The sequence below is a fragment of the Serinicoccus profundi genome, assembly GCF_008001015.1.
GTDB classification, from domain to species: Bacteria; Actinomycetota; Actinomycetes; order Actinomycetales; family Dermatophilaceae; genus Ornithinicoccus; species Ornithinicoccus profundi.
In genome coordinates, this window is sequence record NZ_CP042862.1 from 2,254,510 (window position 1) to 2,274,843 (window position 20,334).

The 20,334-nt window shown below is 73.8% G+C and carries 15 protein-coding genes; 7 read left to right on the forward strand and 8 right to left on the reverse strand.

Annotated elements, in window-relative coordinates; translation table 11 throughout:
• Position 1: 1 nt before the first annotated feature.
• Positions 2-5,263, forward strand: a complete 5,262-nt coding sequence (locus FA582_RS10435; protein WP_010147810.1) for an Lhr family ATP-dependent helicase — start codon at positions 2-4, stop codon at positions 5,261-5,263.
• Between the two features lie 71 nt (positions 5,264-5,334).
• Here the strand turns inward: FA582_RS10435 and FA582_RS16405 are convergent, their stop codons facing one another.
• The gene (locus tag FA582_RS16405) at positions 5,335-5,481 is read right to left on the reverse strand and encodes a hypothetical protein (protein WP_158640869.1); all 147 of its coding nucleotides are present in this window, start codon (positions 5,479-5,481) and stop codon (positions 5,335-5,337) included.
• Between the two features lie 163 nt (positions 5,482-5,644).
• Here FA582_RS16405 and FA582_RS10440 point away from each other — a divergent pair, with 163 nt between their 5' ends.
• Genes FA582_RS10440 through FA582_RS10460 form a run of 5 tightly spaced genes read left to right on the forward strand, consistent with a single transcriptional unit; the run spans position 5,645 to position 10,817 of the window.
• The gene (locus tag FA582_RS10440; protein WP_010147811.1) at positions 5,645-7,339 is read left to right on the forward strand and encodes an ABC-F family ATP-binding cassette domain-containing protein; all 1,695 of its coding nucleotides are present in this window, start codon (positions 5,645-5,647) and stop codon (positions 7,337-7,339) included.
• Positions 7,336-8,394 carry a hypothetical protein gene (locus FA582_RS10445; protein WP_010147812.1) on the forward strand — a complete coding sequence of 353 codons (1,059 nt, stop codon included), beginning with the start codon at positions 7,336-7,338 and terminating at the stop codon, positions 8,392-8,394. The genes FA582_RS10440 and FA582_RS10445 overlap by 4 nt, the downstream gene beginning before the upstream one ends.
• Positions 8,387-9,244: a DNA-formamidopyrimidine glycosylase family protein gene (locus tag FA582_RS10450; RefSeq protein WP_010147813.1), complete on the forward strand. Its 858-nt coding sequence runs from the start codon at positions 8,387-8,389 to the stop codon at positions 9,242-9,244. The genes FA582_RS10445 and FA582_RS10450 overlap by 8 nt, the downstream gene beginning before the upstream one ends.
• Positions 9,245-9,274: 30 nt before the next feature.
• A complete protein-coding gene (locus tag FA582_RS10455) occupies positions 9,275-9,925 on the forward strand; it encodes a carboxymuconolactone decarboxylase family protein (protein WP_010147814.1) in 651 nt (216 codons plus the stop codon).
• Positions 9,918-10,817 carry an RNA polymerase sigma-70 factor gene (locus FA582_RS10460; protein ID WP_010147815.1) on the forward strand — a complete coding sequence of 300 codons (900 nt, stop codon included), beginning with the start codon at positions 9,918-9,920 and terminating at the stop codon, positions 10,815-10,817. The genes FA582_RS10455 and FA582_RS10460 overlap by 8 nt, the downstream gene beginning before the upstream one ends.
• On the opposite strand, the gene FA582_RS10465 is transcribed toward FA582_RS10460, so the two are convergent.
• Genes FA582_RS10465 through rimO form a run of 5 tightly spaced genes read right to left on the reverse strand, consistent with a single transcriptional unit; the run spans position 10,814 to position 15,322 of the window.
• On the reverse strand, positions 10,814-12,214 hold the full coding sequence (locus FA582_RS10465; RefSeq protein WP_010147816.1) for a DUF6395 domain-containing protein: 1,401 nt from the start codon (positions 12,212-12,214) through the stop codon (positions 10,814-10,816). The genes FA582_RS10460 and FA582_RS10465 overlap by 4 nt on opposite strands.
• A gap of 24 nt (positions 12,215-12,238) precedes the next feature.
• Positions 12,239-12,574, reverse strand: a complete 336-nt coding sequence (locus tag FA582_RS10470; protein WP_033229005.1) for a helix-turn-helix domain-containing protein — start codon at positions 12,572-12,574, stop codon at positions 12,239-12,241.
• Between the two features lie 2 nt (positions 12,575-12,576).
• Positions 12,577-13,194 carry a nicotinamide-nucleotide amidohydrolase family protein gene (locus tag FA582_RS10475; RefSeq protein ID WP_010147818.1) on the reverse strand — a complete coding sequence of 206 codons (618 nt, stop codon included), beginning with the start codon at positions 13,192-13,194 and terminating at the stop codon, positions 12,577-12,579.
• Positions 13,191-13,811, reverse strand: a complete 621-nt coding sequence (gene pgsA, locus FA582_RS10480) for a CDP-diacylglycerol--glycerol-3-phosphate 3-phosphatidyltransferase (protein WP_010147819.1) — start codon at positions 13,809-13,811, stop codon at positions 13,191-13,193. The genes FA582_RS10475 and pgsA overlap by 4 nt, the downstream gene beginning before the upstream one ends.
• Positions 13,808-15,322 (reverse strand): 30S ribosomal protein S12 methylthiotransferase RimO, encoded by a 1,515-nt coding sequence (rimO, locus tag FA582_RS10485; protein ID WP_010147820.1) that lies wholly within the window; start codon positions 15,320-15,322, stop codon positions 13,808-13,810. The genes pgsA and rimO overlap by 4 nt, the downstream gene beginning before the upstream one ends.
• A 150-nt stretch (positions 15,323-15,472) precedes the next feature.
• Here rimO and FA582_RS10490 point away from each other — a divergent pair, with 150 nt between their 5' ends.
• Positions 15,473-16,588: a dipeptidase gene (locus tag FA582_RS10490; RefSeq protein WP_010147821.1), complete on the forward strand. Its 1,116-nt coding sequence runs from the start codon at positions 15,473-15,475 to the stop codon at positions 16,586-16,588.
• A gap of 114 nt (positions 16,589-16,702) precedes the next feature.
• Here FA582_RS10490 and FA582_RS10495 read toward each other — a convergent pair whose 3' ends face one another.
• A complete protein-coding gene (locus FA582_RS10495; protein WP_029540954.1) occupies positions 16,703-17,419 on the reverse strand; it encodes a maleylpyruvate isomerase family mycothiol-dependent enzyme in 717 nt (238 codons plus the stop codon).
• A gap of 1 nt (position 17,420) precedes the next feature.
• The gene (locus tag FA582_RS10500; RefSeq protein ID WP_010147823.1) at positions 17,421-20,045 is read right to left on the reverse strand and encodes an FtsK/SpoIIIE family DNA translocase; all 2,625 of its coding nucleotides are present in this window, start codon (positions 20,043-20,045) and stop codon (positions 17,421-17,423) included.
• Positions 20,046-20,334 lie beyond the last annotated feature (289 nt).

Sequence of the window (20,334 nt, forward strand, 5' to 3'; positions counted from 1 at the left end):
CGTGACCGGCAGCGACCACCCCGACAGCGCCACCACCGAGCTCGACCCCTCGCTCGTGCTGGGCCGCTTCTCCGCGCCGACCCGCGCCTGGTTCGAGGCGTCGTTCGCGGGCCCCACGGCCGCCCAGCTCGGTGCCTGGGACTCCATCAGCCGCGGCGAGCACACCCTCGTCGTCGCGCCCACCGGGTCGGGCAAGACGCTCTCGGCCTTCCTCTGGGCCATCGACCGGATCGTCAGTGAGCCGCGCCCCGCCGCCCCGCAGAAGGCGAAGCGGGGAGCGGGCGCGTCAACGGATGCACCGGACGAGCCCCGCGGGCGGTGCCGGGTGCTCTACGTCTCCCCGCTCAAGGCGTTGGCCGTCGACGTGGAGCGCAACCTGCGTTCTCCCCTCGTCGGGATCGGCCACGCCGCCCGCCGACTGGGGGCGCAGGCTCCGCAGGTGTCGGTGGCCGTCCGCTCCGGTGACACGCCGGCCGCCGAGCGCCGGGCCTTCGCCAAGGACGGCGCGGAGATCCTCATCACGACGCCGGAGTCGCTCTTCCTCCTGCTCACCTCCCAGGCCCGCAGCGCCCTCACCGGGGTCGAGTCGGTCATCGTCGACGAGGTGCACGCCGTGGCCGGGACCAAGCGCGGCACCCACCTCGCGCTCACCCTCGACCGCCTCGACCACCTGCTGGAGCGCCCCGCGCAGCGGATCGGGCTGTCCGCCACCGTGCGGCCGGTCGAGGAGGTCGGCCGCTACCTCGCGGGTGGCCGTCCGGTGAGCACCGTCCAGCCGACCTCGACCAAGAGCTGGGACCTCGAGGTGGTCGTGCCGATCCCCGACATGGCCGACCCCGGTGCCGCGGAGCGGCCCGGTGCTCCCGGGGCGCAGCCTGCGTCCCGGACCGACGGGCCGCCCCCGGGCAGCAGCGACTGGGAGGAGGCCACGGCCACTGACGACGGCCTGGCCGTGACCGAGCTCGACGGGGCCGGTCCGGGGCCGGTCCTGCCCGACCTCGACGGAGCCGGTCCGGGGCCGGTCCTGCCTGACCTCGACGGGGCCGGCGGCGAGCTCACCGAGGACGTCTGGGCGCCGGCCACCGACCCGGAGGAGCGGGCCTCGATCTGGCCGCACATCGAGCGCCGCGTCACCGACCTCGTCGCCGCCCAGACCTCGACGCTGGTCTTCACCAACTCCCGGCGGGTCGCCGAGCGGTTCACCTCCCGCCTCAACGAGGAGTGGGAGGACCGGCACGCGCCCGCCGACGCCGACGAGGGGGACGGGGAGGACACCACGGGCGACATCGACGCCGCGGGAGGGCGGCATACCTCCCGGTCCTCGGCCCAGGTCATGGCCCAGTCGGGGTCGGGCGGAGCGGCCCCACCCGTCCTCGCCCGGGCACACCACGGGTCGGTGAGCAAGGAGCAGCGCGGCCAGATCGAAGACGCCCTCAAGACTGGTCAGCTGCCGGCGGTGGTCGCGACCAGCAGCCTGGAGCTCGGCATCGACATGGGCGCGGTCGACCTCGTCGTCCAGGTCGCCAGCCCACCCAGCGTCGCCTCGGGGCTGCAGCGGGTCGGCCGGGCCGGGCACCAGGTCGGGGCCACCAGCCACGGGGTGTTCTTCCCGACCCACCGCGCCGACCTCGTCCAGACCGCCGTGGTGGTCGACCGGATGCGGCGCGGCGCGATCGAGTCGCTCACCGTGCCGACCAACCCGCTCGATGTCCTGTCCCAGCAGGTCGTCGCGATGCTGGCGATGGAGGACTGGGCGGTCACGGATCTCTTCGCGCTGGTGCGGCGCAGCGCGTCCTACGCCGCGCTCCCCCGCTCCCTCTTCGACGCGGTGCTCGACATGCTCGCCGGGCGCTACCCCGGCGAGGACTTCTCCGACCTGCGCCCACGGATCGTGTGGGACCGCGTCACCGACACGCTCAGCGCCCGGCGTGGGGCGCAGCTGCTCGCCGTCACCTCCGGCGGCACGATCCCCGACCGCGGCATGTATGCCGTCATGCTCGCCACCGGCGAGGGGCCCGGGCGGCGCGTCGGCGAGCTCGACGAGGAGATGGTCTACGAGTCCCGCGTCGGTGACGTCTTCACCCTGGGCACGACCAGCTGGCGGATCGAGGACATCACCCATGACCAGGTGCTGGTGACCCCGGCACCGGGACAGATTGGGCGGCTGCCGTTCTGGAAGGGCGAGTCGCTGGGGCGGCCCGCCGAGCTGGGCGCGGCGGTCGGCGAGTTCGTACGCCGGATCGCGGGGCGGCCGCGGGAGGCCGCCCTGGCGGACCTGGCCGAGCAGGGGCTGGACGGCTTCGCCGCCGACAACCTGCTCACCTACCTCGGGGACCAGCGGGAGGCCGTCGGGCACCTGCCCGACGACCGCACCATCGTCGTCGAGCGCTTCCGTGACGAGATCGGCGACTGGCGCGTGGTCGTGCACTCGCCGTGGGGCAGCCCGGTCCACGCGCCGTGGGCGCTGTGCCTGGCGGCCCGCATGCGTGAGCGTTTCGGGGCCGACGTCCAGGCGCTGGCGGCCGACGACGGCATCGTGCTCCGACTGCCCGACCTCGGCGGCTGGGACGACCCGGGCGAGGACGGACCGGCGTCGGACGGCGGTCCGGGACCCGAGGCGGATCGCGGCGCGGGCGCCGAACGCGGTGCGGGAGGCCGCGGTGCAGGGTCCTCGTCCTCACGAGGAGGCTCGGGTGCCTCGGAGGCCGCGCGACTGGACGCCGAGATCGCCGAGCTGCTGACCCTCGACCCGGACGAGGTCGCCGATCTCGTCACCCAGGAGATCGGCGGGTCCGCCCTCTTCGCCTCCCGCTTCCGCGAGTGCGCGGCCAGGGCGCTGCTGCTCCCCCGCCGCAACCCCGGCAAGCGGCAGCCGCTGTGGCAGCAGCGGCAGCGGTCGGCCCAGCTGCTCGAGGTGGCCTCGCGCTACCCCACCTTCCCCATCGTCCTGGAGGCCGTGCGCGAGTGCGTCCAGGACGTCTACGACGTCGAGGCGCTGCGTGAGCTCATGCGCCAGCTCGCCTCCCGGGAGGTCCAGCTGGTCTCGGTGGCCAGCCCACGCCCGTCACCGTTCGCCTCCTCGCTGCTCATGGGCTATATCGCCCAGTTCCTCTACGAGGGGGACTCCCCCCTGGCAGAGCGTCGGGCGGCCGCGCTGTCGCTCGATGCCGGTCTGCTCGCCGAACTGCTCGGTCGGGGCGAGGGGGCAGCGCTGCGCGACCTGCTCGACCCCGAGGTCGTCGCCCGCACCGAGGCCGAGCTGCAACGCCTCGCCCCCGATCGCCAGGCCCGCGACCCCGAGGAGGTCGTGGACCTGCTCCGGGTGCTCGGGCCGCTCACCCGTCAGGAGGTCGGCGAGCGGACGACGCAGGAGCAGCGGGAGGAGGTCGAGGGATGGCTCGCCGCGCTCCTGGAGGCGCGGCGCATCATCGAGGTGCGCATCGCCGGGGAGCAGCGGGTCGCCGACGCCCAGGACGCCGCCCGCCTGCGGGACGCTCTGGGGGTCGCCATGCCGGTGGGGGTGCCCGCGACCTTCCTCGAGGGTGTCGAGGACCCGCTCGCCGACCTGGTGGTCCGGCACGCCCGCACGCATACCCCGTTCACCGTCGACTCCCTCGCGCAGCGGCTGGGCCTGGGCACCGCCGTGGTCCGCGACGCCGTGCGCCGACAGGTCTCCTCCGGCCGCATGGCCATGGGCGCGCTCGCTCCCTCCGGCACCGGCGACGAGGACGTCTGCGACGCGGAGGTCCTGCGGCTGCTCCGACGCCGCTCGCTGGCCGCGCTGCGGCAGGAGGTCGAGCCGGTCACGCAGGCCGCCTACGCCCGCTTCCTGCCGCGGTGGCAGTCGGTCGGGGAGCTGCGTGGCCTCGACGGCACGGTGCGCGCCGTGGAGCAGCTCGCCGGTGCCCGCATCCCCGCCTCGGCGCTGGAGTCGCTCGTTCTGCCGGCCCGCGTCGTCGACTACTCCCCCGCCATGCTCGACGAGCTCATGAGCGGCGGCGAGGTGCTCTGGCAGGGGCACGGCTCCCTCCCGGGCGACGACGGGTGGGTCTCCCTCCATCTCGCCGACACCGCCCACCTGACCATGACGCCTCCGGAGCCGGTCGCCACCGACGACGACCCCGACGCCCTCGACGAGACGGCGCGCGGGGTGCTGGAGGTGCTCGAGCGGGTCGCCGGCGGCGCCTACTTCTTCCGGGCGCTCAGCGACGCCGTGGGCTCCCTCGACGACCAGCGGCTCGCGGCCACGCTCTGGGAGTTGGTGTGGTCCGGCCGGGTCAGCGCCGACACCTACGCCCCGGTCCGGGCGCTGCTCTCGGGTGGGCGCACCACCCACAAGGCGCGCCGCGCACCCTCCCGTCCCGCCCGGTGGTCGCGCACCTCCGTGGGTCTGGCGAGCTCGCGCGCGAGGCCCGGCCGACCTTCCGGACCGACGCGGTCGGGCCCCGCCTCCACGGTGGGCCGGTGGTCGCTGCTGCCGCCCGTCGAGACCGATCCCACCGTCCGCGCCCTCGCGGGGGCCGAGCAGCTGCTGGACCGGTATGGCGTGCTCACCCGCGGCTCCGTCGTGGCCGAGGGCGTGCCCGGGGGGTTCGCGGGGGTCTACCGCGTGCTCTCCGGTGCAGAGGAGGCAGGTCGGGTGCGCCGCGGCTACGTCGTCGAGGGCCTGGGGGCCGCGCAGTTCGGCAGCAGCGGGGCCATCGACCGGCTGCGGGCCCTCAGCCACGAGCGCCCGCACGGCTCTGGTGATGACGGCGTCGGTGCCGAGAGCGGCGAGGTTGTTGGCAGCGGCGGGTGGCAGGCGGGCGGCGCTGGTGCTGGGGGTGGCGCGGGCTGGCAGGCAGGCAGCGCCGGTCGGGGTGCGGGCGGCCCCGAGGTGGTCCTCCTCGCGGCCACCGACCCGGCCAGCCCTTTCGGCGCGAGCGTGCCCTGGCCGGAGCGGGGTGAGGAGGAGGCCGGTCACCGTCCGGCGCGCAAGGCCGGCTCGATGGTGGTGCTCGTCGACGGCGTGCTGGCGCTCTACCTCGAGCGCGGCGGGCGCAGCGCCCTCACCATGGAGCTGCCCGCCGAGGCCGACCCGGGTGAGGTCTGGCCCGCGGCCGCGCGCGCCCTCGTCACCGCGGTGCGCCGCGGATCCCTCAGCGGGATCACCATCGCCAAGATCGACGGGGCCGGGGCCCTCGGCTCGGCGCACCCGTTGGCGGCTGCCCTGGCCGACGCCGGGTTCCACACGGCCCCGCAGGGTCTGCGGCTGCGGCGCTGACGTCCGAGGCACCCCGCGCCGCCCCGCCGTCGTCCTGGTCGGCGACCCAGCTCCGGCGTCGTCCTGATCAGTCACCCCGGCCCGTCGTCGTCCTGGTCGTCCACCCCGGCTTCGTCGTCGTCCTGGTCGGCCATCTCGGCCCGGTCCGGGCCGGTCCGGGCCGGTCCGGGCCGGTCCGGGCCGACCGCCCGGAAAGGCAGGTGACCGGCGGTGACCACCCTGCTAGCGTGCGCCCCATGTGGATCTCCTGACGCCCCGCCTCCCGATGCCGCCGTGTGCGTCCCGCCCGTCAGTCCCCCTCGCCAGGAGTTCGAGATCCCCGCCATGTCACGACCATCGTTGCTGCCGTCGTCCACCGCGTCCGCCTCCGACCACCTCCGAATGGACGGCATCTCCCTGTCCTTCGGCGACCGTCGCGTCCTCACCGACGTCTCGCTCGTCGTCTCCTCCGGCGAGCGCGCCGCCCTCATCGGCGAGAACGGCTCCGGCAAGTCGACGCTGCTGCGGGTGGCGGCCAGCCTGCTGACTCCCGACGTCGGGTCGGTGCACGCCCCGGGCGTGGTGGGGCTCTTCCACCAGGAGCCACCCTTCGCCCCCTCCCTCCGCCTCGACGGGGTGCTCGCCGACGCGACCGGGCACCTGCGCTCGCTCACCCGGGCCGTCGAGCGAGCGAGCGCGGCCCTCGGCGACGGTATCGCCGGGGCCGCCACCGAGCTGGATCTGGCGCTCGAGGCCGCCCGTCGCGCCGGGGCCTGGGACGTCGAGCAGCGCACCCATCGCGTGGTCGAGGGACTGGGCCTGACCCACCTGCCTCGCGACCGCCCGGCAGGTGAGCTCTCCGGTGGTCAGCGGTCGAGGTTGTCACTCGCGTGGATGCTGCTGCGCTCTCCCGACACCCTGCTGCTGGACGAGCCGACCAACCACCTCGACGACGCGGGGACGGCGTTGCTGGTGGACCTGCTCAGCACCTGGAGCGGTCCGGTGCTCATCGCCAGCCACGACCGCGCCTTCCTCGACGAGTCGGCGACCACCCTGCTCGACCTCGACCCGGCACCGATGCCCCGAACGGGCGTGCCTTCCCTCGACGACGGCCGTGAGCAGGAGGAGGACCGTCGCCGCGTGGTGACCGCGGAGCCATCAGGGTCGGGCTACGGCCTGACGCGCTTCACCGGCAGCTACACGGCATACCTCCAGCACCGTCGAGCGGTGCGCAGACGGTGGGTCCAGCGCTACCAGGAGGAGCAGGGTGAGCTGCAGCGGCTCCGCGCCCGGGTGCGGGCCGACCAGCGGGTCGGCCACGCCGACCGCCCGCCACGGACCGAGTCGCGGATCTCCCGGAAGTTCTACTCCGACCGCAACGCCACGGTGGTAGCCCGTCGGGTCAACGACGCGAGGACCGCGCTGGAACGGCTCGAGGCCGCACAGGTGCGCCGGCCGTCCGCCCGGCTGAGGTTCCGCGGGCTCGGGGCCCTGGCGCGGCATCGGCCCGAGGGGCAGGGACCGCTGCTGGTCGCCCAGGACCTCAGCCACACCACCCGGCTGACCCCGGTCAGCCTCACCCTGCGTCCCGACAGCCGGCTCTTGGTCACCGGCGCGAACGGCTCCGGCAAGTCGACCTTGCTGCGACTGCTCGCCGGCGACCTCGCGCCGACGGGCGGGAGCGTCACCCGTGCCCCGACCGGCAGCGTGGCCCTGCTCTCCCAGGAGCCACTTACCCGCGAGCCGGACAGCACGGCCAGTGAGGTGTATGCCGCAGCGATCGGTGCGCAGCGCGCCGATCGCTACCCCTTGTCCGGGCTGGGGCTGCTGGCCGCCCGTGACCTCGACCAGCGGTGGCGGGACCTCTCCGTGGGCCAGCGCCGTCGTCTCGACCTCGCGATCGTGCTCGCCGACCCGCCGGCGGTGCTGCTGCTCGACGAGCCCACCAACCACCTGTCGCTGCTGCTCGTCTCCGAGCTGGAGCTGTCGCTGCCCGACTACCCCGGCGCCGTGGTGGTCGCCAGCCACGACCGCTGGCTGCGGGAGGACTGGGTGGGCGAGCGGCTGGAGCTGGGGGAAGGCACACTGTCGCGGTGACCCCTCCGCCGGTGACCCGCCGCACCGGGCTCAACCGCACTCTGCTCCTCGACGAGCGGCAGCCGTGGCACGGTCGGCCGGCCGGGCGGGTCCTCGGCGCCGTCGGCCTCGCCGAGCGGGTGCAGGTCCACCACCCCTCGCCTCGCCCGGTCGAGCAGCCGCTCGCCGCCCTGGACGCTGCGCTGCGCGACGAGGAGCCGTGGGCGCAGGAGGTCGCGGCGGAGTGGATCGCCGGACTGACCCGACTGCTGCGCACGCTCACCCGTCCCAACGACGCCGACCGACGGGCCCGGGAGGAGTGGGACGCCGCAGAATGGGATCGCTGGGCTGCGGTGCGCCGGTTCGTCCTCGGCGGTGGGGTGGTCGCTGGGGCGCTCGGGCAGCAGGCCCTGGCCGATCCCGACCTGCGTGCCCTGCCCGCCGAGCTCCTCATCGCCGCAGACCCAGCGATCGCCCCGCTGACCGGTCTGGTCGCGGCGGCGCCCGTCACCGGCGACCTGCTCGTCCTCGACCTCGGCCACTCGGCCGTCAAGGCGGCGACGTGGACCGCTCGCACCGGCACGCTCGGCCCGGTGCATCGGACCGGCGTGCCGTGGACGCCGTGGGACGTGGGCACCTGGCCGGCGCCGGAGCGTCTCCTGGCGCTCGTCGTCGAGGCGACCCGACAGGTGACCAGCCGAGGGGAGACCGGCAGACGGGTGACCGGCCGGAGTGCACCGGAGGCGGTGGCCGAGGCGGGCGACGACCGATGTGGGCCGAGGCGACCCGCAGCGTCGACGCGGGGCGTGGCCGAGCTGGAGGTCCGGGTCTCGCTCGCCAACTACGTCGTCGACGGGGTGCTGGACGACGACCAGACCTACGGCACCCTCGGCCGGCTGGGCCCGGACCCGACAGCCCTGCTCGGCGCGGCCCTGACCGCAGGCCTGGACCGGCCGGTGCGCGTGAGCGAGCTGGTCAACGACGGTCAGGCGGCGGCGCTGGCCTGGACCGACCAGCCTCCGACGGCCGTCCTGAGCGTCGGCACCTCGCTCGGCCTAGGCTTTCCCCGTGCCTGAGGGAGACGCGGTCTGGCGGACCGCCCGCCGTCTGCACCAGGGCCTGGCCGGTCAGGTGCTGGTGGGCTCCGACCTGCGGGTCCCCGCGCACGCCACGGCCGACCTCTCCGGGCGACGCACGCTCGAGGTGGTCCCCCGCGGCAAGCACCTCCTGCACCGGATCGAGGGCGACCTCTCCCTGCACAGCCACCTGCGGATGGAGGGGTCCTGGCGGGTGCACCCGGTGGCGCGGCGGCACCCGCTGGGGCGACGGCATACCGTCCGGGCCCTGGTGTGGACCGACGAACGGGTGGCGGTCGGCGACTCGCTCGGGATGCTCGACCTCGTCCGCACCAGCCAGGAAGACCGCGTCGTCGGTCATCTCGGGCCGGACCTGCTCGACCCGGGGTATGACGCCGACGTCGCCCTGGCGAACGTGCGCTCCGACCCGGCCCGCACCATCACCGAGGCCTGCCTGGACCAGCGCAACGTCGCGGGCATGGGCACGATCTTCACCGCGGAGCCGCTCTTCCTGCTGCGGATCAACCCCTGGACCCCCGTCGGGAAGCTCACCGAGGAGCAGGTCAGCGAGCTGCTCACCCTGGCGCGACGCCTGCTCGTCCTCAGCTGCCGGGCCGGTCGGACCACGATCACCGGGCGCGGCGACGTCAACGACGACGACGCGTGGGTGCACGGACGGATGGGCCTGCCGTGCAAGAGGTGCGGGACGACGATCCGGCTCGCGCCCATCGGCGTGCAGCCCCAGCAGCGGGTGATGTTCTCCTGCCCCGGCTGCCAGGGAGGGCGGGCGCCCACGGACGACGGTCGGCCCCAGTCTCCGCTGGGTCACGGGCGACGCCCGACCTACTGATGTCACGTCCTTCAGGCGGCCGGTGTCTCCATGTCGACACCGATCCACGAGGAGGACACCATGACGTCCCTGCGCATCACCCCCGCCCGGCTGGACGGCCCGCTGGGCCGCCTGGTCACCACCCTGACCACGCGCTTCTTCGGAGCGGTCCCCGACCCGGCCCGGGCGCTGTGGCACCACCCGCGCGTGCTCCTCACCGACCTGGTCTTCGAGGGCCTGCTCTCGCGCTGGTCGGCCCTGGACCCGCACCTCAAGACGTATGCCGTCCTCGCGAGCGCGGGCCGCATCGGCTGCTCCTGGTGCCTCGACTTCGGCTACCACGGCGCGCAGGTCGCCGGTCTGGACCTGGCCAAGGTCAGCCAGGTGCCGAGGTGGCGGGACAGCGAGGTCTTCACCGCGCTGGAGCGTGACGTCATGGACTACGCCGAGGCGATGACCGCCGACCCGCCCGAGGTGACCGACGAGCAGGTTCACCGGCTGGAGGCGGCCCTCGGCCCCACGGCACTGGTGGAACTGACGATGATGGTGGGCGTGGAGAACCTGCGATCCCGGGTGAACGCGGCGCTCGGCCTGAGCAGCCAGGGCTTCAGCGACCGGTGCCCGGTGCCGTTGGCAGGCATGGCGGAGACCGGGGGCCCGAGCGCGACAAGACCTGCTGACACGAACGCAGACCATGGGTGAGGAACCGGCGAGCTCGCCGACGGACACCTTTATCCGGCACCGACCGCTGCTCTTCACGGTCGCCTACGAGATGCTCGGGTCCGTCGTGGACGCCGAGGACGTGCTGCAGGAGGTGTGGCTGCGGTGGGACGCCGCGGACCGCTCAGACGTGCTCGACCCGCGTGCCTACCTCGTCCGGATCACCACCAGGCTGGCCCTCAACCGGCTGCGGACCCTGGCCCGGCGCCGCGAGGACTACGTCGGCACGTGGCTGCCGGAGCCGTTCCTCACCACTCCGGACGTCGCCGACGACGTCACGCTCGCCGACTCGGTGTCGACCGCCGTCCAGCTCGTGCTGCTCACCCTCACCGACATCGAGCGCGCGGTCTTCGTGCTGCGCGAGGTCTTCGCCCTGCCGTATGCCGAGATCGCCGCAGCGATCGACCGCACGCCGGAGGCGACCCGGCAGATCGCCCACCGGGCGCGCAGCCACGTGCAGGCCCGGCGACCGCGGGGTCAGGTCGACTCAGCCGAACAGCACCGCGTCGTGGAGGTGTTCCGGACGGCGACGGCGACCGGCGACCTGCAGCAGCTGATGGATGTCCTGGCCCCCGACGTCGTCCTGCTCAGCGACGGCGGGGGCGCGGTCAGCGCGGCGCTGCGGCCCATCCATGGGGTGGAGAAGGTCCTGCGATTCCTCACCGGGGTCTACCGCGAGGACCTCACCGTCGAACGCGCGCTCGTGGGCGGCTCCCCGGCGATGGTCATCCGGCTGGGTGGCCGGGTCGACAGCGTCGCCACCGCACTGGTCGAGGGCGGAGTGGTGACGACGATCTACGTCGTGCGCAACCCTGCCAAGCTGTCCCACGTCTCCCAGGAGGTGCCACTGACCAGAGGCCTGTCTGCGACCTAGTCGCGTCGCCCACCTGGCAGGAGGCTGCGGACCCGGTCGCGACACCGGCGTAGGCGCGCCCGGGCCTCCCTCCTGGCTCGCCCGGTGACGCGCGGCCACCGCTCCTGGGGAGGGTGGGCGTCCAGCCACGCGGCGAGCGCCTGCTGTGCCGCGGCGCGGTCGACGGAACGCACGTCGTAGTCGCGCACCGCCTGCTCCTCCGCGGCACTCATTGGGGGCGCGACCCGGTGCAGGCGGTCGGCGATCTCGGCGCGGTAGGGCTCCGGCACCAGCTCGAGGGCGGGCTCGTAGGAGCGGTCGAGCCACGGCAACGGATCGGGGCCGACCTTGTCCGCCACCAGGCGCAGGAGCGCGCTGTCGCCTCCCGCCGCGAGGTAGGCGTGGGTGGTGTGGGCGATGACCGGCTCCACCTTGACCGGGTCGGCGAGGAGGTGCCCCCGGGGCTCGGCCCCGCGCCACTGCCGCTCCAGCACGTGCGCGGAGGGCCACCGGCCGGTGACGGCGCCGGCCAGCAGCGTCTTGCGGGCGCACTTCGCGCAGCGTCCGCACGGCGCGCCGAGACGCGGCCCGCGTACGCACGACTGGGCTGCCGCGCCGAGCGCGTGCGTCTGCACGATCCGGCTGGTCACGACCTCGGAGACGCCGGCGATCGGCACGCACACGGGGAGCCCCACGGCCGCGAAGACGTCGCCCCACTCCCCGATGAAGGGAGAGTCGGCGAGGTCGCGGTAGTAGCCGCGCTGCAGCCGGTAGGTCGCCTCGAGCGGGGCACCCCAGGCGATGGCGTCGAGCCGGTCCCGGTCGGCGTGGAGCAGCAGCGGCACGGCGGTGGTGAAGTCGTGCGGGAACCCCATGACGTCGCGGAGGTACTCGACGTCGCTGCGCACCACCTCGACCTGCCGCCCGTGCCGGCGCACGACCTCGCAGGACTGCTGCGCCGCTCGGGTGTCGAACATCGTGGCCCGCCGCTCCCCCGCCGGAGCCCGACGCCGGAGGTGGTAGGAGCGGGTCGCCTCCGGCATGACGGCGAGCGCGGCGACGCTGTCGGTGCCGCCGCTGAAGCACAGCCCGGGGGCACCCGGCTCAGGTCGGGCCCGCGGCGCCAGATCGGGATCCACGGACGCCAGGCGCAGCCCCGGCCCGGACCGCAGCGCCGTGGCCAGTGCTTCGCTTCCCGCCACCGAGGTGACGACGGGTGTCTGCCGGCGGATCCACGGTCGGGCGCAGAGGATGGCCGACAGGACGAGCAGGTCGGGGTGCAGCGAACGCGGGGCGACGGAGACCTCGAAAGACGCGGTATGCCGTGCCAGCCCACCCTTGCGGGTGTCGGGCTCGCCCTCGCCGGGCGTGAGGCCGATGAGGACCCGACCCGGCTCGTGTCGGAGGTCGAGGTGCATCGGACGTCGCGGGCCGCCGGCGGCTCAGGCTGCGGACACGACCGACTCGCGGCGCGCGACGCGGCGGGAGTCGATCGGCTTGGCCAGGCCCTCGGTGAGCACCGTGGTCATCGTGGTCTCAGCGGCCTCGGTGAGGCTGACCCGGTCGGCGACCGTCGACAGCATCTGCGACAGGGGCACGTCCAGCGCCTTGCAGATCGAGGCCAGCAGCTCAGAGCTGGCCTCCTTCTCCCCGCGCTCGATCTCCGAGAGGTAGCCCAGCGAGCAGGACGCCGAGGCACTCACCTCGCGCAGGGTCCGACCCTGCGTCTGGCGGGTCTCCCGGAGGGCGTCCCCGAGCTCGCGTCTCAGCAGCACCATGGTCATCCCTCCTCGTCTCTCGCCGTCTCGGTCGTGCGTCGTGCGGCGCCACCGACCCGTGCGGACCGGGTGGGTCGCGGGGGTGCCGGTACGGCACCTGATGTCTCTACCGTACCTCCCTCGCCCGACACACCCTGCCCCAGGCAGTCACGCAGCAGCTCGAGCGCGGCCTTCACCGTGTCCTTCCTGATCTGGTCACGATCGCCATGGAGGGTCAACATCTGATGGGCCTGCACGTGTTCCCGGCGCGCGACGGCGAGGTGCACGGTGCCCACCGGCTTGCCCTCGCTGGGGTCCGGGCCCGCGACCCCGGTGGTCGAGACGCACCAGTCGGCGCCCAGGACCCCGGCTCCCCCGACCGCCATCGCCTCCGCGCACTCCCGCGAGACCGCACCGTGCGCGTCGAGCACCTCGCGGGCGACCCCGAGCACCCGCTCCTTGACGGGGACGGCATACGCCACCACCGCACCACGGACGGTTGCGCTCGCCCCGGGGACCCCGGTCAGCGCCCCGCAGAGGAGCCCACCGGTCAGCGACTCAGCCGTCGCCACGGACTCCCCACGTGCGACGAGCCCCCGCACGAGCGCGGCGGCGACGTCCTCACCCGACCCGCCGGTCACGATCCCGCGGTGGTGGACCGGCCGGCCGGGGCGAACGCCTGCCGGACGTAGTCGACCCCCGTCACGACGGTGACGAACGTGGCGACATACATGACCCAGACCCCGAGGTCGTCGAACCAGCCGCCGAGCGGCGCGATGACCATGGAGATGCCGACCGCCTGCAGCACCGTCTTGAGCTTGCCACCCTTGCTCGCGGGGATGACGCCGCGCCGGATGACGACGAAGCGCATGAGGGTGATGCCGATCTCGCGCACGAGGATGACGACCGTCACCCACCAGGGCAGCAACGAGAGCAACGACAGCCCGATGAGCGCCGTCCCGATGAGGGCCTTGTCGGCGATGGGGTCCATGAGCTTGCCGAAGGAGGTGATGAGGCCGTGCTTGCGGGCCAGGTGCCCGTCGACCCAGTCGGTGGCGATCGCGACGAGGAAGAGCGCCAGGGCCCACCAGCGCAGCGCCACGTCGTCGCCCCCGTCGGCCAGCAGCAGCCAGCCGAAGAACGGCACGAGCGCGATCCGCAGCACGGTGAGGGCGTTGGGGAGGTTCCACGCCGACACCCGATCCGGGACCGCCGCCGTCGCGAGGTCAGGGCCGTCGGGGTCGTGCGGGCCGATCATCGTGGGGAGTCCTCGCTGCCGGGAGAGACGATGGGACATGCCACCAGATCCACACCCTCGGTGTCCACCACCCGCGCCGTGACGATCGTGCCCGGCGTGAGCGAGGGCATACCTCCCTGCTCGTCGACGAGGTAGGTCACGCCGTCGACGTCCGGGCCCTGCTGCCCGGCGCGGCCGACCAGGCGCGGCTCGTCGTCGGGGTCGTCGCCCTCGACCGACTCGACGAGCACCTCCACCGTGCTCCCGATCCGCTCGGCGGCGCGCTGGGCGGTGAGCTCCTCGACCAGGGCCCCGACCTGCTCCACCCGCTCGCGGATGACGTCCTCGTCGATCTTGTCGGCATACCCCTCGGCCTCGGTGCCGTCCTCGTCGGAGTAGCCGAAGACCCCCACGACGTCGAGCCGTGCCTCGCTGAGGAAGTCGGTCAGCTCGGCCAGATCCTCCTCGGTCTCCCCCGGGAAGCCGACGATGACGTTGGTGCGGATGCCGGCCTCGGGCACCCGGGCCCGGACCTGCTCAAGCAGCCCGAGGAAGGACTCGCGGTCGCCGAAGCGGCGCATCCGCCGCAGCAGGGGGCCGGAGGCGTGCTGGAAGGAGATGTCGAAGTAGGGCACCACGCCGGGCGTCCTCGCCATCGCGTCCAGCAGGTCAGGGCGGATCTCCGCGGGCTGGAGGTAGGACACCCGCACGCGCTCGATCCCCGGCACCTCGGTCAGCTCGGGCAGCAGCGCATCGACCAGGCGCAGGTCACCGAGGTCCTTGCCGTAGGACGTGGTGTTCTCGCTCACGAGGAAGACCTCCTTGACGCCCCGCTCCCCCAGCCAGGTCGCCTCGGCGAGGATCTCCTCCGGCGTCCGCGAGACGAAGGCACCGCGGAACATCGGGATCGCGCAGAACGCGCAGCGTCGATCGCAGCCGGAGGCGATCTTCAACGGCGCCCACGGGCGGCCGTCCAGCCGGGCGCGCACGACCCGGGGGCCGGTGGCGGGGGCGACCTGCTCGAGCGGGACCTCGTCCTTCGGTGCGGCGCTCGGCTGCTGGTGCCCGGGCAGCGCCACCCCTGTGCTGGAGGTATGCCGTGCGCTCGGTGAGATCGGCAGCAGCCGCCGGCGGTCGGACGGCACGTGCGAGGGCACCGACTGGCCGGAGAGGATGGTGCGCAGGCGCTGGGACATGTCGCCGTAGGAGTCGAAGCCCAGGACGGCGTCGGCCTCGGGCAGCTCCGCGGCCAGCTGCTCGCCGTAGCGCTCGGCCATGCACCCGACGGCGACGACCTTCTGGGTGCGACCGGTGCGCTTGAGCTCGTTGGCCTCGAGGAGCGCGTCGATCGAGTCCTTCTTGGCCTGCTCGACGAACCCGCACGTGTTGACGACCGCCACGTCGGCGTCGCCGGCGTCCTCGACGAGGGTCCACCCCTCGGCGGCGAGGCGACCGGCCAGCTCCTCGGAGTCCACCTCGTTGCGGGTGCACCCCAGGGTGACGACGGCGACGCTACGGGAGGCTTCAGGCATCCCCCGAGTCTACGGCGGACCCGGGGCCCGACCTACCGGCTCGGGGTGGGGCGGGTGGTCGGCCATGATGGGGCCCATGCCGCTGACGCCCGCACCTGACGATGCCGCAGCCCACCCCTTCCATGGCGGCGGCCGCGGACGGACGCGGCCGTGAGCGACGGGGCCCACCCTCTCGTGCTGGACGGTCACAACGACCTGCCGTGGGCGCTGCGTGAGCTCGTCGGTGCCGAGCGGGCGCTCGAGGTCGACCTGCGCGCCGACACCCGGGGGCTCGGCCTGCACACCGACCTCTCGCGTCTGCGCACGGGCGGCGTCGGTGGGCAGTTCTGGTCGGTCTACGTCCCGTCCTCCCTCACCGAGCCCGAGGCGGTGCTCGCCACGCTCGAGCAGGTCGACGTGGTGCACCGCCTCGTCAGGAGGTATGCCGACCGCCTCGCCCTGGCCACGACCGCGGCCCAGGTGCGGGAGGCGATGGCGCAGGGCCGGGTCGCCTCGTTGCTCGGCGCCGAGGGCGGGCACTCGATCGGTTCCTCGCTGGGGGTGCTGCGGGTGCTGCACCGGCTGGGGGTGCGCTACCTCACCCTCACCCACAACCACAACACCCCGTGGGCCGACAGCGCCACCGACGAGCCCGAGCACGGGGGGCTGACCGGCTTCGGGCGCGAGGTCGTCGGCGAGCTGAACCGGCTTGGCATGCTCGTCGACCTCTCCCACGTCGCGGCCACCACCATGCGGGACGCGCTCGCGGCCACGGCTGCCCCGGTGGTCTTCAGCCACTCGGGGGCGCGCGCCCTGTGCGACTCCCCGCGCAACGTCCCCGACGACGTCCTGGAGTCGCTGGCCTCCGGCGGCGGGGTCTGCATGGCGACCTTCGTGCCACAGTTCGTCTCCCAGGACTGCTGGGACTGGCAGGTCGGGGCGCGGCAGGCAGCGCACGCCGCCGGGGTGGACCCCAACGACCACCCGGCGATGACCCGCTTCAGCCGGGCCCACCAGGAAGCCAACCCGCGGCCCGTGGCGACGCTGGAGCAGGTGGCCGACCACGTCGAGCACCTGCGTGCCGTGGCCGGGGTGGACCACGTGGGGCTGGGCGGCGACTTCGACGGCACCGAGCAGGTGGTGGCCGGGCTCGAGGACGTGTCGACCTATCCCGCGCTCTGGGAGGAGCTGGGCCGTCGCGGATGGTCCGGCGCCGACCTGGAAAAGCTGGCGCACGGCAACGTGCTGCGGGTCATGCGCGCCGTCGAGGACGTGGCACAGGGCTGAGCAGCGCCTCGCCACGCAGCGGGCAGCTCCGGCACGCCACCCTGGCCGCGTGAGCAGGGGCTCAGAGCCAGGCGGGCAGCTCGGGCAGGTCGACCCGGGCTCGTGAGCGGGGGCTCAGAGCCAGGCGGGCAGCTCTGGCAGGTCGCCCCGGCTCGTGAGCGGGAGGGTGGCCGGTCGCCCGGTGACCCAGGCGGCGAGCGCCCGGACGTCCCCCGAGACCTCGACGGCGTCGGCGGCGGGCTCGCCGATCTCCCAGCGCCCCTGCCCGTCGAGCTCCTGCAGGACCAGGCTCGGGTGGCCCTCGACGCGCGAGCGCTGCCGGCTGGCGTCACCCACGAGCGCGGCGGCGACGTCCAGCGGCAGGTCCTGGTCGGACGCGGCGGCCCCCAGGTCGATCGCGTGGAGGTAGACCTCCCGCACGCGCAGCCAGGGGATGACGGAGGCCGGGATCTGCGTGCCCTGACGCACCCGCACCCGGGCCTCCCACTGCTCCTCCCCCAGCCGTCCGACGTCCTCGGCCAGGGCCAGCGCGTCGCCGCTCGAGCGTCGCCGCAGCTCGGCCGCGGACGCCGTCGCGAGGTCCTCGATGTCGGCGTCGCGGGACTCAGGCGAGGCATACATCGGCGTCTCCTCACCGGTACGCGCCCAGGTCACGAGGTTGTGCAGCGCGCCGGCATTGAGCGCGACGTGGGCCACCACGTGGGCCCGCGTCCAGCCCGGCAGGAGGGAGGGCGCGGTGAGCGCGTGGTCCTCCAGCGCCTCGAGCGTGGCCTCCCACAGCCGCGTGCCGGCCTCCATCCAGGCCAGGGAGCTCTCGCGTCCGGGTGCCATGTCAGTCCCGCCCGGTGAGCGACCAGGCATCCTCGCTCTCGGGCTCCTCCTCGTCCTCGACGTAGGTGCCGCTGATCGGGTCGTTGTCGTAGCGGGTGTCCCGGCGGAGGGCCGGAGCACCGCGCTCCGGCTCGTCGTCCTCGACCTCCCGCTCGTCGGCCACCTCGGTGGGGTCGGCGTCGAAGGGGGCCGGGTCGGACTCGGGCTCGGGCCGCGGCGGGTCCTGGCCCTGGAGCAGCGCGAGGGTGGTCTCGAGGTCGTCGGGCTTGACGAGCACGTCGCGCGCCTTGCTGCCCTCGGACGGACCGACGATGCCCCGGCTCTCCATGAGGTCCATGAGGCGTCCCGCCTTGGCGAAGCCGACCCGCAGCTTGCGCTGGAGCATGGAGGTCGAGCCGAACTGCGTCGTGATGACCTGCTCGGTCGCCTGCAGCAGCAGGTCGAGGTCGTCGCCGATGTCCTCGTCGATGTGCTTCTTGGCCGGGGCGGCGATGACCTCCTCGACGTACTTCGGCTTGAGCTGACCGGTGACGTGGGCGACGACGTCGTGGATCTCGGTCTCGGTGACCCAGGAGCCCTGCACGCGCATGGTCTTGCTCGCGCCCATGGGCAGGAAGAGCGCGTCACCCATGCCGATGAGCTTCTCCGCGCCCGGCTGGTCGAGCACGACCCGGGAGTCGGCCAGGGAGGAGGTCGCGAAGGCCATCCGGCTCGGCACGTTGGCCTTGATGAGGCCGGTGACCACGTCGACGCTGGGTCGCTGGGTCGCGAGGACGAGGTGGATGCCCGCCGCGCGGGCGAGCTGGGTGATCCGCACCACCGACTCCTCTACGTCGCGCGGGGCGACCATCATGAGGTCGGCGAGCTCGTCGACGACGACGAGGAGGTAGGGGTAGGGCTGCAGGACCCGCTCCGACCCCGGCGGCGGGGTCACCTTGCCGGCCCGGATCGCCTTGTTGAAGTCGTCGATGTGCTTGTAGCCGAAGGCCGCGAGGTCGTCGTAGCGGTGGTCCATCTCCTTGACGACCCAGGCCAGGGCCTCCGCGGCCTTCTTGGGGTTGGTGATGATCGGGGTGATGAGGTGCGGGACGCCCTCGTATGCCGTGAGCTCGACCCGCTTGGGGTCGACGAGGATGAGGCGCACCTCGTCGGGGGTCGAGCGCATGAGGATCGAGGTGATCATCGAGTTGACGAAGCTGGACTTTCCGGAGCCGGTGGCCCCTGCGACAAGCATGTGCGGCATCTTGGCGAGGTTGGCGATGACGTAGCCGCCCTCGACGTCCTTGCCGACACCCATGACCATCGGGTGGGTGTTGTTGCGGGCGGTCTGGCTGCGCAGCACGTCGCCGAGGCTGACGTTCTCGCGGTCGGCGTTGGGGATCTCCACACCGACCGCGGACTTGCCCGGGATCGGGGAGAGGATGCGCACGTCGGCGCTGGCGACGGCATACGCGATGTTCTTGGACAACGCCGTGATCCGCTCGACCTTGACGCCCGGGCCGAGCTCGACCTCGTAGCGGGTCACGGTGGGGCCACGGGTGAAGTCGGTGACCTGCGCGTCGATGTTGAAGTCCTCGAGCACCCCGGTGAGCGCCTCCACGACCTTGTCGTTGGCCTCGGACCTCTCCTTGTGCGGGCTGCCGGGCTTGAGCAGGGCCGACTCGGGCAGGGTGTAGGTGACGTCACCGGCGAGCTGGAGCTGCTCGACGCGCTGCGGCAGCTGTGCGGTCGGGGGCGCCTCCAGCTCGGGCTTGGGCGCCTGCTTGGACTTCTCCACCGCACTCGGGGGCGCCGGGCGCTTCACGCCGGGTCGCAGGGCGGGGATCTCCTCGGTCGAGTCGCCCTCGGCCGGGGCCTGCTGCCGCTTCGCCCGGGTCGGTGCGGGAGCGTCGCCTGTCGGGCCGGGGTCGACCTCGGGCGTCGCGGACCGGCTCTCGCCGGCTGCTGCGCCGCGCCTCGTCGGACGCTTCCGGGTGCCGCGGTCCACCACGGCAGCCTGCTCGAAGGCGACGTCGCCGTCGCGCTCCCCGTCGACGTCGCCCGCGCGCCGACGGCGGCGCGGCAGGACGTTGCCGTCGGCGTCGACCTCGTCGAAGCGGGCGGAGTCGAAGAGCTGCTGCTCGACCTCGCGGAGGCGGTCGGGGATCCGGTGCACGGGGGTGCGAGTGAGGACGAGGAAGCCGAAGAGGCCCAGGAGGCTGAGGACGATGTATGCCCCGGTCACGGTGATCGCCGACGCCGGGATCGAGGAGGCCATGAAGCCGAGGATCCCGCCCGAGCGCTGCAGGACCGCCGAGCCCTCGGCGTAGTCCGGGTTGCCGGTCGCCAGGTGGGTGATGCCGCTGGCAGAGACGAGGATGGCCGTCATGCCGATGCTCATCCGGTTGGTCGCCTGCTGCTCCCCCGGCGCGCGGAAGAGCCGGACGGCGAAGAAGAGGAGCACGGCCGGCAGCACGAGGGCGACGCGGCCGAAGGTGCCCGCGGCACCGACGTGGATGACGTCGCCGACGAAGCCGTCCAGACCCCACCACTCGCGCAGCGCGACGACGAGCGCCAACGCCAGGAGGAGGAACCCGGCCCCGTCCCGCCGGTGCTCGGGCTCCAGGTCGTGGGCGGTGTCGGTCATGGCCCGCACCGTGCCCCCGGTGACGCCGGCGATGCCGCGCAGGGCCCGACCGGGCAGCGAGGGTCCGTCCGGCGCGCGGGACGCGGAGCGGCTCCCCCTGGAGGAGCTCGTCGAGCTCGCGGAGCTGCGGCCCTTGGTCGTCGTCGATCGGCTGGCGGGGCGCTTGGAGGCGCCGCCGGAGCTGGCTCGGGTCGAGGTCGCAGTTTTCGCCACGTTGGCACGGTACCCAATGGCCACCCTGGTCACAGGGGTCCCACGCCGAGCACCCCTTGATACGGTGACGCCGGAC